The sequence below is a fragment of the Frigoribacterium sp. CF331 genome (genome assembly GCF_057787905.1).
Genome location: NZ_CM173545.1, coordinates 2537354 through 2553315, shown reverse-complemented (window position 1 = coordinate 2553315; position 15962 = coordinate 2537354). Strand labels below are relative to the sequence as shown.

General features: G+C 74.7%; 6 protein-coding genes and 1 other RNA gene. 2 read left to right on the top strand and 5 right to left on the bottom strand.

Features of this window, described 5'->3' with window-relative positions; translation table 11 throughout:
- Window positions 1-93: 93 nt before the first annotated feature.
- The gene (locus AC3CCI_RS11895) at window positions 94-1359 is read right to left on the bottom strand and encodes an aspartate kinase (RefSeq protein ID WP_055971466.1); all 1266 of its coding nucleotides are present in this window, start codon (window positions 1357-1359) and stop codon (window positions 94-96) included.
- A gap of 141 nt (window positions 1360-1500) precedes the next feature.
- Between AC3CCI_RS11895 and AC3CCI_RS11890 the strand changes: the two genes are divergently transcribed.
- On the top strand, window positions 1501-2310 hold the full coding sequence (locus AC3CCI_RS11890) for a DUF1206 domain-containing protein (RefSeq protein WP_488627321.1): 810 nt from the start codon (window positions 1501-1503) through the stop codon (window positions 2308-2310).
- Between the two features lie 39 nt (window positions 2311-2349).
- On the opposite strand, the gene recR is transcribed toward AC3CCI_RS11890, so the two are convergent.
- The 4 genes from recR to ffs all read right to left on the bottom strand — a co-directional run bounded on the left by recR (window position 2350) and on the right by ffs (window position 15214).
- On the bottom strand, window positions 2350-2949 hold the full coding sequence (gene recR, locus AC3CCI_RS11885; protein ID WP_043595550.1) for a recombination mediator RecR: 600 nt from the start codon (window positions 2947-2949) through the stop codon (window positions 2350-2352).
- A 3-nt stretch (window positions 2950-2952) separates the two neighbouring features.
- Window positions 2953-5499, bottom strand: a complete 2547-nt coding sequence (locus tag AC3CCI_RS11880) for a DNA polymerase III subunit gamma and tau (protein ID WP_488627320.1) — start codon at window positions 5497-5499, stop codon at window positions 2953-2955.
- A 136-nt stretch (window positions 5500-5635) separates the two neighbouring features.
- On the bottom strand, window positions 5636-14656 hold the full coding sequence (locus AC3CCI_RS11875; protein WP_488627319.1) for an Ig-like domain-containing protein: 9021 nt from the start codon (window positions 14654-14656) through the stop codon (window positions 5636-5638).
- 461 nt (window positions 14657-15117) lie between these two features.
- Window positions 15118-15214, bottom strand: an RNA gene (gene ffs / locus AC3CCI_RS11870) — signal recognition particle sRNA small type.
- A gap of 54 nt (window positions 15215-15268) precedes the next feature.
- Between ffs and AC3CCI_RS11865 the strand changes: the two genes are divergently transcribed.
- Window positions 15269-15949, top strand: a complete 681-nt coding sequence (locus AC3CCI_RS11865) for an SDR family oxidoreductase (protein ID WP_488627318.1) — start codon at window positions 15269-15271, stop codon at window positions 15947-15949.
- Window positions 15950-15962 lie beyond the last annotated feature (13 nt).

Genomic DNA, 15962 nt, shown 5'->3' with positions numbered 1-15962 from the left:
TTCGGTGGTGCAGGGTCTCGATGCGGTGGGGGCAGGGTCGGGAGGCGCGGTGGCGGGCCGCGCGCGCCTCCTGCGGTGGGTGACCGGGTCGCGTCAGCGGCCGGTGCCGCCGTGGACGACGGCGTCGACCTCGGCGTCCAGGCCGAAGGCCGTGTGCACGACGCGCAGGGCGTCGTTGAGGGTGTCGGCCCGGGTGACGACCGAGATGCGGATCTCGCTGGTCGAGATCATCTCGATGTTGATGCCCGCCTCGAAGAGGGCGGTGAACAGACGCGCCGAGACGCCCGCGTTCGTCCGCATGCCGGCGCCGACCAGGGCCAGCTTGCCGATCTGGTCGTCGTACTGCAGCGACTCGAAGCCGATCTCGGCCCGGTCGGACTCGAGGGCCTGGAGCACGACGGCGCCCTCGGACTTCGGCAGGGTGAACGAGATGTCGGTCCGGCTGGTCGAGGCGGCCGAGACGTTCTGCACGATCATGTCGATGTTGGCACCGGTCTTGGCGACCGTGCGGAAGATCTGTGCGGCCTTGCCGGGCACGTCGGGGACGCCGACGACGGTGATCTTGCCCTCGCTGAGGTCGCCCGCGACCCCGCTGATGATGGGTTCTTCCACGTTCTCTCCCTCTTTCGGGTTGACGACGAGCGTGCCCTCGTTGTTGTTGAACGACGAGCGGACGTGCAGGGTGACGCCGTGGCGCCTGGCGTACTCGACGGCGCGGATGTACAGCACCTTCGAGCCGGCCGCCGCGAGCTCGAGCATCTCTTCGCTCGTCACGCGGTCGAGCTTGCGGGCCTTCGGGACGACCCGCGGGTCGGCCGTGAACACGCCGTCGACGTCGGTGTAGATCTCGCAGACGTCGGCGTCGAGGGCCGCGGCGAGCGCGACCGCTGTCGTGTCGGAACCGCCGCGACCGAGCGTCGTGATGTCGCCGGTGGACCGGTTGAACCCCTGGAACCCGGCGACGATGGCGACGTACCCGGCGTCGAGCGCGTCGCGCACGCGCCCGGGCGTCACGTCGACGATGCGGGCCTTGCCGTGCTGGGCGTCGGTGATCATGCCGGCCTGGCTGCCGGTGTACGAACGGGCCTCGACCCCCAGGCTGCGGATGGCCATCGCGAGCAGGGCCATGCTGATGCGTTCGCCCGCGGTCAGCAGCATGTCGAGCTCTCGCCCACCCGGCAGCGGGCTGACCTCGTTGGCCAGGTCGAGCAGCTCGTCGGTCGTGTCGCCCATCGCGCTGACGGCCACGACGACGTCGTTGCCCGCCTTGCGGGTCTCGACGATGCGCTTGGCGACGCGCTTGATGCTCTCGGCATCGGCGACGGACGACCCGCCGAATTTCTGCACGATCAAGCTCACGGTGACTCCTGGGGGAACTGGGCGCGCCGGAGGACGGCTCACGCCTGCGTGCGGCGATTCTATTCGGTGTCGGGGGCGTGTGACGCACGTCGGGACGCGGGGCGCGGGACGCGGTCGTCGCCCCTCCCCTACGGTGGAGCGATGCCCGACACCACCGACCAGGCCCGCGGTGCGGCCGACCGCCTGCAGGACAGCCGCGCGCTCACGACCTCCGCCCGCATCGGGTTCGCCATGAACGGCCTGCTGCACGTCGTCATCGGCGTCATCGCCCTGGGCGTGGCCTTCGGCGGCGGGGGCGAGGCCGACCAGGGCGGGGCCCTCGGGCAGTTCGCCTCACGCCCGGGCGGCGTGTTCCTGCTCTGGCTGATCGTCGTCGGGCTCTGGGGTCTCGGCCTGTTCCAGCTGCTCGAGGCGGCCCTCGTCCGGGGAGGCGACCGGGACTCGTGGGCCGAGCGTGCCAAGGAGGGCGGCAAGGGCGTGGCCTACCTCGCCGTCGGCGCCACGGCCTTCACCTTCGCCCGCGGCTCGTCGTCGGACAGCTCGGGGCAGACGCAGACCCTCAGCGCCCGCCTGCTCGCCGTGCCCGGTGGCGTCGTGCTGCTCGTCGTCCTCGCGCTCGCCGTCGTGGCGATCGGGGTCTACTTCGTCGTCAAGGGCGCCACGCGACGGTTCCGAGACGACCTGGTGCTGCCGGGCGGCACCGCGGGCCGCGGCACGATCGTGCTCGGCGTGACCGGGTACGTGGCGAAGGGCGTCGCCCTGGCGGTGGTCGGGGTGTTGTTCGCCGTCGCCGCCGTCACGGCCGATCCCAGCGAGGCCACGGGTCTCGACGGCGCGCTCAAGGCCCTGGCCGCCCTGCCCTTCGGCGTGGCCGTGCTGACCGCCGTCGCCGTGGGGCTCATGGCCTACGGCGCGTACTGCGTCGTGCGGGCGCGTCGCGCCCGTCTCTGACCGGTCACCGACCCCGGAGGGCCCGGGAGGCGCGGGTCGTCACTCGGAGACGAGCCGGCGGCCCTCGAAGGCGCGGCCGAGGGTGACCTCGTCGGCGTACTCGAGGTCGCCGCCGACCGGCAGGCCCGAGGCGAGCCGCGTGACCCGCAACCCGAAGGGCGCGAGCATGCGCGACAGGTAGGTCGCCGTCGCCTCGCCCTCGAGGTTGGGATCGGTGGCGATGATGACCTCTTGCACGGTGTCGTCGGCCAGGCGCTGGACCAGTTGACGGATGCGCAGGTCGTCGGGCCCGATGCCGTCGATGGGGCTGATCGCCCCGCCGAGCACGTGGTACAGCCCGCGGAACTCTCGCGTGCGCTCGATCGCCTGCACGTCCTTCGCCTCTTCGACCACGCAGATGGTGGCCGGCGAACGGCGCGGGTCACGGCAGATGTTGCAGGTCTCCTGCTCGCTGACGTTGCCGCAGATCTCGCAGAAACGCACCTTGGTCTTGACGTCGACGAGCAGCTCGGCGAGCCGGGACGTGTCGAACGACTCGTTCTGCACGATGTGGAACGCGATGCGCTGCGCCGACTTCGGCCCGATGCCCGGCAGTCGGCCGAACTCGTCGATCAGCTCTTGGACGATGCCTTCGTACACGCGCTACTCGCTTCTCTGAGGCGTGACCCGAGGGGCGAGCGTCTCTTCTTCGATGAACTGGGCCCCGAGGATCTCGCGGACGACGGCCTCGCCGTAGCGGGACCCCGTCGGGATGCCCCGGCGGGGGTCGCCCGTCGCCGCACGGCGTTCGGCGACGGACGGCCCGGCCGAAGCGGACGGGGCCGCGGGTGCCGACGTCGTCGAGGGGGCGGGGCCGGTGGGCCGGCCCACCGGAACGCCGACGACCTCGGCGGGCGGGGGCGCGGCGTCGACCGTCGGCACCCCGCCGGGGGGCTCTTCGGTGATGTGCTCGGGTTCGTCGGGCTCGGGCGGTGCGCTCTGCGGGATCGGTGCGACGTCCCAGCCGGTCACCGGTGCCGAGGTGGCCGGACGCCGGTCCGGGGCTGTCTCGGTCGGAGGCGTCGACGCTCGCGAGGGGCCGCTCGACGTCGAGGGCTCGGTCGACGTCGAGGGCGCGGTCGACGTCGAGGGGGCGGCGGGTTCGGCGACCGTGGCGGAGGGGGCCGCGGACGTCGCCTCGGCGCCGGGCCCGGTGACCGCGGCGGGTGTGGCAGCCGACGGGGACGGGGCGGGAGCGGCCCCGCCGGCCGGACGGTCCGCGGGCGCCGTCGTGCCTTGGGGCGCCGTCGTGCCCTGGGGCGCCGGGGCGGGTCGCGAGGTCGGTGCCGTCGGGGTCGAGGCCGTCGTGTCGGGCGCGGGCGCCCCGGTCGGGGTGGGCCCGGCGGGCCCGTCGCCCTCGACGCGGGCGATGTACTTGACCTTCACGCCGAGCACGTCGACGATGGCCCGTCGCAGGTACTCGCTGACGCCTTCGGCGGCGCCCTGCGGACGCTTGAAGCTCTCGACGTCGTTCGCACTCGGGAACGCCAGCGTCAGCACGTCGTCGGCGAAGTCGACGACGGTGGCCGTGACGACGACCATCCAGGCCGTGCGACGCGCCTTCTGGACGACCTCGACGATCTCGGGCCAGCTGTCGCGCAGCTGCTGGAGCGTCACCGGGGCGGCGGCCGAGCCCGCGGGCCGCTCGGCCTCGGCGGTCTGGGCCCAGGCGGCCGAGTGCGCAGCCGACGGAGGCGCGGGCTCGGTCGCCGAGGAGTCGTCGCCCCCGGCGGACGCCGCCGGAGCGGCCGACGCCCAGGACGCCGTCGCGCTCTCGACGGCCGAGGGCCCGCCGGATGCCTCGGTCGAGGGGGTGGCCTCGACCGGCGACGGGGAGGTTGGCGCGGTGGACGTGGTCGGTGCCGGTGCCGCTGCCGCTGCCGCTGCCGGGGAGCGAGTGGCACCCGTCGACCCCGGCGCCTGCGAGGTCTCGGCGGGGCGGGCGCCCGCCGACGTCGCGGGCGAACCCGACGAGGAGCCCGAGCCGTCGACCCCGACGCGCCGCTCGAGCCGCTCGACGCGGGCGAGGGCGCCGCGTCCGCTCTGGTCGCTCTCGGGGACGAGCACCCGAGCGATCATCAGCTCGAGGTGCAGCCGGGGCGACGTCGCGCCGGTCATGTCGGTGAGCGCCCGGTTGACGACGTCGGCCGACCGCGAGAGCTCGGCTGCGCCGAAGGCGTGCGACTGGTGCACGAGGCGGTCGAGTTCGTCCGCCGTGACGCCGCGCAGGACCGCCGAGGCGCCCTCGACGGTCGCGCCGACGACGATGAGGTCACGCAGGCGCTCGAGCAGGTCTTCGACGAACCGTCGCGGGTCCTGGCCGGTCTGGACGACCCGGTCGACGGCAGCGAAGGCCGCCGCGCCGTCGCGGGCGCCGAGCGCCTCGACGACGTCGTCGAGCAGGGAGGCGTGCGTGTAGCCGAGCAGGGCGACGGCGCGTTCGTACTCGATGGCGCCGTTCTCGCTGCCAGCCATCAACTGGTCGAGCAGGGAGAGGGTGTCGCGCACCGATCCGCCGCCCGCCCGGACGACGAGCGGCAGTACGCCGGGGGCCGCCTCGACCGATTCGCTCTCACAGAGCTCGTGGACGTACTCGAGCATCTGGGCCGGGGGCACGAGCCGGAACGGGTAGTGGTGCGTGCGCGACCGGATCGTGCCGATCACCTTGTCGGGCTCGGTCGTGGCGAAGATGAACTTGACGTGCTCGGGCGGCTCTTCGACGACCTTGAGCAGGGCGTTGAACCCCTGCGGGGTGACCATGTGGGCCTCGTCGAGGATGAAGATCTTGAACCGGTCGCGAGCCGGGGCGAAGACGGCACGGTCGCGGATGTCTCGGGCGTCGTCGACGCCGTTGTGGCTGGCGGCGTCGATCTCGATGACGTCGAGCGACCCCCCGCCGTCGCGCGAGAGCTCGACGCACGACGCGCAGACGCCGCAGGGCGTGTCGGTCGGACCCTGGGCGCAGTTCAGGCAGCGGGCCAGGATGCGGGCCGACGTCGTCTTGCCGCACCCGCGGGGACCACTGAACAGGTAGGCGTGGTTGACCCGGTTGGTGCGCAGGGCGGTGCGCAGCGGATCGGTCACCTGGGTCTGCCCGATGAGCTCGGCGAAGTTCTCTGGCCGGTAACGGCGATACAGGGCGGTGACCACGGACCAAGAGTAGTCGGGGCCACCGACAACGGTCGACGCCCGGGGACGCCGTCCGGCGTGCCCGGGCGTCGACTCCGGACGCACGAGGGGGCCCGTCGTGACGACGGGCCCCCGGTGCCGATCTCGGTGGGGTCGACTAGCGGGACGACCCCCTCGAGCGACGTCGCGAACGGGTGGCCGAGACCAGGCCGAGACCGATCAGCAGGGCGAAGGCCGCGAGCGAGGACCAGCCGAGGACGTCCGAGCCCGTGTACGCCAGGCCCGAGGCCCCGCCGGTCACGACCGCTCCCCCGCCGGTGCCGCCGCCGGTGCCCGGCCCGCCTCCGGCCCCGGGCAGGCCCGGGAACCCGGGCGTGCCCGGCGTGCCCGGCGCACCCGGCGTGCCCGGCGTGCCCGGCGTGCCCGGCGTGCCCGGCGTGCCCGGCGTGCCCGGCGTGCCCGGCGTGCCCGGCGTCGCGGCGCCCGCCGTGACCGAGAACCCGGTCGTGACCGGGGCCGAGGTGGCCCCGTCGACGGTCTGCGAGGCGGCGACCACGTGCGGCCCGACGCCCACGTCCGTGAACACGACCGTCCAGGCTCCCGTCGCGGGGTCGGCCGTCACGGTCTGCGTCGCACCGGCGTCGAGCTGGACGGTCACCGTCGCCCCGGGTTCCGCGGTCCCGACGACCGTGACGGGCGTCGTGCCCGTCGTGCCCGCCTGCAGGACCGAACCCGCGACCGGGCTCGTGACGACGACCGGGTCGACCGACGCGATCACGAGGTCCTGGGTCGCCGTGGTCGTGCCCGAGCCCGCGGTCTGCGTCGCCGTGACGACGTAGGCGCCGACCGGGACGTCCGCGAAGTCGACCGACCAGGTGCCGTCGTCGCCGACCGTCGTCGTCTGCGTCAGCCCGCCTCCGAGGTCGACCTCGACGAGCGCGCCGGGCGTGCCGGTCCCCGTCAGGGTGAGGTCCTCGACGCCGTCGCCGTCGACGTCGGCGACGAGGGCTCCCGGTGCCGGCGACGTGATGACGACGCCGGCGTCGGTGTTCGCGGGCGAGGTGACCGTGAACGCGACGGTCTCGGGTGCCGACACCGCGCCTCCCACGGTCTGGGTCACCGACAGCGTGTGCTGACCGGGCGCGACGCCCTGCAGCGTCGTCGACCAGGCGCCCCCGGCGGGGACGTCGACCGTCACCGGCAGGCCGCCGTCGAGGCGGACGGCCACCGAGGCGCCCGGTTGGGCCGTGCCGCCGACGAGGACGTCGGCGGTGCCCGTCGTGCCCGAGGGCAAGATGGAGCCCTGCTCGGGCGAGGTCACCACGAGGGGCGCGACCTCGGCGGCGGGTGCCACGGTGACGGTCACCGAGGCGGTACCGGTCACGACCCCCGCGACCGTCTGCTCGACGACCACGGTGCTCGTGCCGATCGGGACGCCCGGCACGGTCACCGACCAGGTGCCTCCCTCGGTCACGGTCGTCGTCAGCGTGGTCCCGCCGACGGTGACGGTGATCGTGGCGCCGGGCTCGCCGGTGCCGGTGACCGGCAGGTCGACGAGGTCGTCGCCTTCCGTGTCCGTCACGAGCTGACCGTCGGCCGGCGAGGTGATCGTCGGTGCCGTCGCGGGGTCGGCCGGAGCGGGCACGACCTGGACCGTGACCTCGACCGGGTCACTCGTCGCGTCGCCGATCGTCTGCACGACCGACACGGTGTGCGTCCCGGTGCCGAGCACCACGGGCACCTGCCACGAACCGTCGTCACCGACCGTCGTGGTGACGGGGTCTCCCCCGTCGACCGTGACGGCGACCGGCGCGCCCGGCTGGCCCTGGCCCCGGACGACGACCGGTGCCGTGCCGGCGTCACCCGCCTGGTACTGCTGACCGTCGGTCGGTGCCGTGACGCCGAGGGGCGCGGCGGCGTCGACCACGACCGTGGTCGTGACCGGGGCCGACTCGACCCCGGCGACCGTCTGCGTCGCCGACACCACGTGCTCGCCCACGCCGACCCCGGCGAAGGTCGTCGCCCAGGTGCCGTCGTCGTCGGCCTCGACCGTGACGGCCGTCCCGTCGTCGAGCGTCACCGAGACGGTCGCACCGGCCTGCGCCGAACCCGACACCAGCAGGTCGACCGTGGCGTCCGCCGACACCACGAGGAGGCGCGTGCCCGTCCCGGGGTCGGTGATCGTGATCGGGTCTGCCGCGACCACCGCGAAGGGCTGGGTCACGGGGACCGTCGTGACGGTGCCGTACTGCTGCACCACCGAGATCGGTCCGGCGCCCACCGGCACGGCGTCGAAGGTCGTGGTCCACGCCCCCGTCGTCGGGTCGGCCGTGACCGTCTGCGTCCGGTCGCCGCCGAGCGAGACGGTGACGGTCGCACCGGGCTGGGCCGCGCCCGACACCGCGACCGGGGTGGTCTCGCCGTCGAGCACGACGACCGTGGCACCCGGCGCGGGCTCGGTGATCGAGACCGGGGTGCCGACCACGACGTCGAGCTGCTGCGTGACGGGGGGCGTCGAGCCGGCGGGGACGGTCTGCGTGACGTCCACCGGGTACGAGCCGACCGGCACGTCGCCCACCGTGACGGTCCAGGTGCCCGCGGGGGTCACCGTGGTCGTCCCGGACAGGTCGTCGCCCACCTGGACCACGACGGCGGCGCCGGGCTGACCCGTGCCGGTGACCGTGACGTCGGTGGTGTCGTCGGCCGTGCCGACCACGATCGTCGACCCGTCGGCGGGCGAGGTCACGGTGACCGGTGCCGCCACGACGACCGACACGGCGCGGGTGACCGGGGTCGACTGCGCTCCGTCGACGGTCTGGGTGACCGAGGCGGTGCGGTCACCGACGGGGACGCCGTCGACCGTCACGGTCCAGGCGCCCGTCGTCGGGTCGGCCACGACCGTGCCGACCAGGCCGTCGCCCAGGTCGACCGTGACGGTCGCTCCGGACTCGGCCGTGCCGGAGGCGACGATCGAGGCCGTGTCGCCCTCGGCGAGCACGACGACCGTCGTGCCGTCGGTGGGCCGGTCCACCACGAGCCCCGCGGCCGCGGCGACCGTGAAGGGTCGCGTCGCCGCGTCGGAGGTCACGCCGCGGATCGTCTGCGTGGCCGTGACGGTGTACTCGCCGACGGGGACTCCGTCGACGGTCGTGCGCCAGTCGCCGTCGGGGTCGACGGTGGCCGCCGCCGTGAGGCCGGTGCCGAGCGAGACGGCGACGGTGGCGCCGGGCTCGCCGGTGCCCGAGACGACGACCGACGTGGTGCCGGCCGGGTCGAGGAGCGACACGGTCGCTCCCGGCTCCGGGGCGACGATCACGGGCGCGGCGGGAGCCACGACGACGGACACGTCGCGCGTGACCGGGCTCGACGTCGAACCGTCGACGGTCTGGGTGACCGCGATGGTGCGGTCACCGACCGGGACGCCCGGCACGGTGGTGCTCCAGGCACCCGTCTCGTCGTCGGCCGTGGCGGCGGCGGTCAGGCCGTCGCCGAGGTCGACGGCGATCGAGGCCCCCGGCTCGGCGGTGCCCGAGACGACCAGGTCGGTCGTGGCGTCGGGCGTGGCGACGGCGACGACGGCGCCCGGTGCCGGGGCGTCGATGACGACCGCGGCGGCGGCCACCACCGAGAGCGGCTGGGTCACGGCGGGCGAGACCGATCCGCCGAGCGCCTGGGTGGCGCTCAGCGTCCGCTCGCCGACCGAGACGCCGGGGACGACGACGCTCCAGGCACCGGTGGTGCCGTCGGCCGTCGTCGAGGCGACGAGGTCGTCGCCGAGGTCGACGCGGACGGTCGCCCCGGGTTCGGCCGTGCCGGTCACGGTGACGTCGGTGGTCGCGGTGGCGTCGGCCACCGTCACCACGTCGCCGGGCGCGGGCTGCAGGACGGTCAGCCCGGCACCCACCTCGATCGTGAACGAGGCCACGACGGGGGTCGAGGTCGTGCCGGCCACGGCCTGCGACGCGGTGACCTGGTAGACGGCGACCGGCAGGTCGGCGAAGAGGACGGACCAGTCACCCGACGCGGGGTCGGCGGTCGTCGTGACGGCGGCTCCCCCGTTCAGCCGGACCGAGACCTCGGCACCCGGCGACGCCGTGCCCGAGACGGGCACGTCGATCGTGCCGTCGGGGTCGAGCACCGTGAAGACGGAGTCGTCCGGGTCGACGATGACGACCGGGTCGGCCGCCCGCACCTCGAACGAGGACTCCTGCGCCGGCGAGGTGGTCCCGCCGATGCTCTGCGTGGCCGACAGGGCGACCGTGCCGACGGGGACGCCGGCCACGTCGACCGACCAGGCGCCGGTGGTGGCGTCGGCCGTCACGGAGGCGGTCAGGTCGGCGCCCGTCGCGGGGTCGAGGACCACGTCGACCGTGGCCCCGGCCGCGGCGGTGCCCGAGACCGTCACCGTCGCCGTGACGTCCGGCCCGGCCACGTCGACGACGGTGCCGTCGACGGGAGCCGTGACGACGAGCGCGGCACCGGCGACGATGCTGACCACGCGCGTCTCGGGTGCCGAGACCGAGGTGCCCACCGTCTGGGTCGCGGTGACGGTGCGGGTGCCCACGGGCACCCCGGCGAACGACACCGACCAGGCGCCCGTCGTGGTGCCCGCGGCGACGGTGTCGGTCAGGCCGTCGCCGAGGTCGACCCGGACGACCGCGCCCGGCTCGGCCTGACCCGACACGACGAGGGTCGTCGTCGACGACGGGTCGGCCAGGACGATCGGCACGCCGGCGGCGGGTGCCACGATCGTGAGACTCGCCGCCGGGACGACCGTCACGAGGCGCGTGTCGGCCTGCTGGACGGTGTCGCGGACGGTCTGCGAGGCCCCGAGGACGCGCTCCCCGACGCCGATGCCCACGAGGGTCACGGACCAGGCTCCGGTGGTGGCGTCGGCCAGGGCGGTGCCGGCCTCGACGCCGTCGAGCGTGACGGTGACGAGGGCGCCCGGCTGAGCCGTCCCGGCCACGGGGACGTCCTGCGTGACGCCCGGCGAGGCGACGACGTAGCGGACGTCGGTGGCGGGCGTGGTGACGACCACGTCGGCGCCGGCGCGGACCTCGAAGGCCGAGGTCACGGGGTCGGTCGTGGTCGTGCCGCCGACCGTCTGGGTCACCGAGGCGAGCTGGTCGCCGACGGGGACGCCCGGGACCGTGACGGTCCAGAGGCCGTCGGGGCCGGCGGTCGTCGGCACGACCGTGCCGGCCAGCGTGACCTCGACGGGTGCGCCGGGGGTGGCCGTGCCGCTCACGACGACGGCCGTGGTCGCCGCGCCCCCGGCGACGGTGAGGACGTCACCGGCTGCCGGGGTCGAGACGGTGAGGTCGGCCGCGGCCGAGACCACCGAGAAGCTCGTCGGCCGGGCCTCGAGCAGGACCGCGCCCTGCTGCTGGGTCGCGCCGACGACGTGGTCGCCGACGGCGACGTCGGCCAGCTCGAGCGACCAGGCGCCCTGGGCGTCCGGCGTGACGGGAGCCTGGTCGACGCCGTCGAGCGTCACGACGAGCGGCAGGAGGGCCACGCCGGTGCCCGACACGGTGACCGGGGTGGTGCCCTGGTCGTCGGCCACCGCGATGCGGGTGCCGGGGACGGGCGCCGCGATGACGACGTCACCGCCCTCCACCACGTCGATGTCGACGGTCACGGCCGCCGAGGTCGAGCCGTCGACGCTCTGGGTCGCCGAGACCGTGTGCGGGCCGACCGGGACGCCGTCGACGACGACCGACCAGGTGCCGGACGCCGGGACGACCGTCTGGCCGACGAGACCGTCGCCGAGGTCGACCGCGACGGTCGCGCCGACCTGCCCCGTGCCCGAGACGACGACGGGCGTCGTGCCGTCCGGCCCGGCGACGACGTACTCGTCGCCGTCGATCGGTGACGTGACGTCGAGGGGCGTGCCCTGGGCGATGGTCAACGGCTGCGTGACCGGTGCCGAGGTGGTGCCGCCGAGGGTCTGGGTCGCGCCGAGGGTCCGGTCGCCGACGGGGACGTCGGGGATGACGGCCGTCCAGGCGCCGGTGACGGGGTCGACCGTGGCCGGCACCTCGAAGCCGGCGCCGAGGCCGACGGTGACGGTGGCGCCGGGGTCGGCGGTGCCGGTGACGGTCACGTCGGCGGTGGCGCCGCCGACGATCGGGATCGTGGCCCCGGGTGCCGGGGTCGAGATGGCGACCGGGGTCCCGGCGACGATCGTCACGACTCGCGTCTGCACGGCCGAGACGGTGCCGCCGACGGTCTGCGTCGCCGAGATCGTGCGCTGGCCGACGGGCACGTCGGTGACGTCCACCGACCAGGCGCCGGTCGTGGCGTCCGCCGTGACCCGACCGGTCAGGTCGTCGCCGAGGTCGACGCGGACGTCGGCCCCCGCTTCGGCGGTGCCCGAGACGGTCAGCGTCGCCAGGGAGGCGCTGCTCGCGACGCGCACCGTGGTGCCCTCGGCGGGAGCCTCGATGACGAGCGGGTCACCGGCGGCGACCGTCAGCTCCTGCGTGACCGGCACCGAGACGACCCCGGTGACGGTCTGCGTGACGCTGATCGTGCGGGTCCCGACCGGCACGGACGAGACCGTCGCCGTCCAGGCACCCGTCCCGTCGGCCGTCGTCGAGGCGACGTAGCCGTCGCCCAGGTCGATCGCGACCGGGGCGTTCGGCTCGGCGGACCCCGTGACCGTGACCGGGATGGTCGAGGTGGGGTCGGCGACCGTCAGGGTGGCGCCGGGCGCCGGCGTCGCGATCGTGACCGGGGTCGCGGCCACGAGGGCGAAGTCGGTGGTCTGCGGGGCGGACACCGCGCCTCCCACCGTCTGGGTCGCGGTGGCCGTGTAGGCGGCGACCGGCAGGGCCTCGAAGGTCACGGACCAGGTGCCGTTGGCGGCCACCGTGGCGGTGAGGTCGCGGCCGCCGCCGAGCGAGACGGCGACGGGGGCGCCGGGCTGCCCGGTGCCCGAGACGGTGACGTCACGGGTCGAGTCGGCGCCGGGCAGGCGGTACTGCGTGCCGGGGGTCGGGCTCGTGACGGTGAGGCCGGCGCCGGCGACGACGCCGAAGGCCCGGGTGACCGGTGCCGACACGTCTCCGCCGAGGGCCTGGGTGACCGAGGCGGTGTACGAGCCCACGGGCACGTCGGCCACCGTGGTCGTCCAGCCGCCGTCGGCGGCGACGAGTGCGGTGGCCGTGCGGCCGCCGCCCAGGTCGACCGAGACGGTGGCCGTCGGCGTGCCGGTGCCCGAGACGACGACGGGCGTCGTGGAGCCCGCGTCGAGCACGGTGAAGACGCGACCGGCCGTGGGCGTCGTCACGACGAGGGGCTGCTGGGCCACGACGGCGAAGTCACGCGTGACGGGCCCGGTGGTCACCGCCCCGAGGGACTGTGTCACGGAGGCGGTGTAGGCCCCCGCGGGCACGCTCGCCACGGTCACGCTCCAGCTGCCGTCGGCGGCCACCGTGCCGGTGCCCGTGCGGCCGGCGCCGAGGTCGACCGTGACGGTCGCGCCCGGCTCTCCGGCACCGGTCAGCACGACGTTGCGGGTCGCACCGGGGGTGTTCGGCACGACGAAGACCTGACCGGCGGCGGGCGTGGCGATGCTGAGGGGGGCCAGGGCCGCGGCGCGGACAGTCGAGGTCGCGAGGTCGACTCGTGAGGCGTTCACGAGCGGCAGCACCGAGAGGCTGACGGCATGGACGGAGCTCGAGCCCGCGTCGGTGCCCCGGGCGTCGCGGAAGCCTTCGCCGTCCTGCGCGTTGATCGTCACGCGGACGAGCTGGTTCAGCAACGTGGTCAGGGGCGCGAGGGTCGTGACGACCGCGGTGGTCGTGGTGCGGAGGGTGGCCGTGGTGGCGGCGAGCGCCGTGCCGTCCACGAGCGGTGAGTACAGGCCGCCGACCGAGCCGAGGAGGGTGCCGACGACGGGCAGGATCGCGCCGCGGAGGGTGGTGGCGCCGAGCGCGCCGACGAGACCCGTGCCCGTGACGGTGGTGGCGGTCGCCGGGGTGGTCCCGTCGAGGAGCTGGCCGATGGTGGTCACCGTGCGGGTCGACAGCGTCTCGTTCGCGGTCGTGAGCCCCAGGTCGATGCGCAGTGCGACCCGCAGGTCGACGGTGGCCGCCGTGGCCCGCACGGCGGCGTTCGCGGCGGCGACGAGGTTGGTCGGCAGCTGGTTCTGCAGGATGTCGGTGATGCCGTCCGTGATGGCGGTGATCGTCGCGGGCCGCAGCAGGTCGCTGTTCGCGGGCAGGCCGTTGAGGGCGCCGAGGTCGATGACGACCTGACCCGTGCTCGGCGTGATGGTCACGGGGCCCGAGGTGAGGGGCCTCGCCAGTTCGGCCGAGATCGTCGAGTCGAGGTCGACGGTCGCCGTCACCCCGACGACCGGCTGCCCGAGCGTGACCGCACCCCCGAGGGGCAGCGTGTTGACCGCCGTGGTGAGCGGTGCGGTGATCGAGGTGCCGAGGGCGGCCACGGCGCCGCTGCCCGAGACCGCGTTCACGGTCGTCCCGAGCCCGGTCACGGTGCCCCGCAGGGACGAGGTCACCTGCTGGACGGCCGGGCTGGTCAGCGTGTAGCGCGCACCGGCGACCTGGTAGGCCGTCGTGGGCGCCGTGGCGGTCGCGCCGCGCTGCTGCGTGATCTGGGACGACAGCGCGCCGAGCCCCAGTCGCACGTCGCTGAGCACGCCGGCCGTCGCGGGCACCGAGGAGAGCAGGGGCTGCAGGTTCAGCGTCGCCCCGGTGCCGGGGGCGCCGCTGCCCGTGGCGATCGAGCCGTCGGCCCCGATCAGGCCGGCCGAGGCGGTGGCCGACGTCGCGGTCGCGTTCGCGTACTGACCGTCGACGCCGAGGGTCACCAGCCCGTTGCCGCCGAGCAGGCGGATGCCGTTGCCGAGGCCGACCGTCAGCGCGTTGACGGCGGTGAGGTTCAGGGGGTTGCGTGACGTCGGCGGGTTCTGCGTCGTGCCGAAGGCCGAGTAGGCCCCGCCGAGGGCGGCGACCTGGTCGAGCGAGACGATGCCCGAACCGCCGAGCAGCGAGGCCTCGGCCTCGCTGCGGTCGGTCGTGGCCGCCTGCGCGGGGACGACGACGACGAGGGCGCCGACCACCGCCGCGACGACGGCCGCCGCCGTCGCCTTCAGTGCGCGGGACGCGTGGGAGCGCCGGGGACGCTCGATCGCCTGGCTTCGCATGGGTGTGCCTCTTCCTGACGGGACGAGCCCGCCGCCTGATCCGAAGAACTCCCGCTGGTGAGGCGGGAGGTGCTGCTGTTCTGTCGTGGTGCCGGGTGACGGCGCCGTGCGTGGTCGAGCCCTCCGCCTCGTCGTCGTCCGGGGACGACGACGAGGCGGACGGGCCTACCGCGCGGTGCGCGGGCTCGTTCGCCTGGTGCGGGTGCTGCTGACGTGCCGTGGTGAAGGGCTCATCGGTCCTGATCCTGATCGTGTGGTGCGACGACGTCGTCGCGGCGTGGTCGCACCGTGGTGAGCGGTGCGGCCGGAGCGGTGGTTGGTCGCTCCCGACGAGCTGGTTCGGTCTCGTCGTGGGTCGAGCATAGGGGCGATCGGGTGGATCGCGCACCCCACGAAGGGGGGCCACCGGAACCGGTACCCGCCAGGCACGTGCGGGGCGGGCGGAGCTTCGCTCCGAAAAGAGGAATGACCCCTCACGCACCCGCCAGAGCCCGGTTACCCTTGCTGCATTTCTGCCCTGGGGGAGTTGGCCTGGATGACGCCACGTGAGGAGCCTCGACGAGTTTAGCGGCAACTGGACGGTCGCCGCGACCCGGGGTGTTGCCTGGGCTCATGAGAATCGTCATCGCCGGAGGACACGGCAAGATCGCCCAGCTCCTCGAACGCCGACTCGCCGACGCCGGGCACGACCCCGTCGGCATCGTCCGCAACCCCGACCACACCGCCGACCTCGAGACCGCCGGGGCGCGTGCCCTGGTGCTCGACCTCGAGCAGACCGACGTCGACACGCTCGCCGGCCACCTCGACGGGGCCGACGCGGTCGTCTTCGCCGCCGGCGGCGGAGGGGGCAGCGGCGCAGAGCGCAAGCTGACCGTCGACCGCGACGGTGCCGTGCTGCTGGCCGACGCCGCCGAGAAGGCGGGCGTCACCCGCTACGTCATGGTCTCGGCCATCGGCACGGACGACTACGACCCCGCACGCGCCGAGCTGCCGGCGGCGAACGACGACGACGTGTACCAGGTGTACCTGCGGGCGAAGAGCGAGGCCGACGCCGACCTGCGTCGTCGTGAGGGCCTCGACTGGACGATCATGCGTCCCGGCGGCCTGACCGACGACGCCGGCACCGGCCAGGTGTCGGTCGGCACGACCGTCGAACGCGGCAGCATCCCCCGCGCCGACGTCGCCGAGATCATCGCCACCGCCCTGATCGAGGGCACCGCCGTGAAGACGCAGTTCGAGGCCGTCTCGGGTGACGTGACCGTCTCGGACGCGCTGGCGACCATCAAGTACTGACCCGCGCCTCCTG

Bases quoted from the DNA above. Each gene is read 5' to 3' on its own strand.
- AC3CCI_RS11890 (WP_488627321.1), top strand. From the start codon at position 1,501: ATGCCCGACACCACCGACCAGGCCCGCGGTGCGGCCGACCGCCTGCAG.
- AC3CCI_RS11875 (WP_488627319.1), bottom strand. From the start codon at position 14,656: ATGCGAAGCCAGGCGATCGAGCGTCCCCGGCGCTCCCACGCGTCCCGC.
- AC3CCI_RS11865 (WP_488627318.1), top strand. From the start codon at position 15,269: ATGAGAATCGTCATCGCCGGAGGACACGGCAAGATCGCCCAGCTCCTC.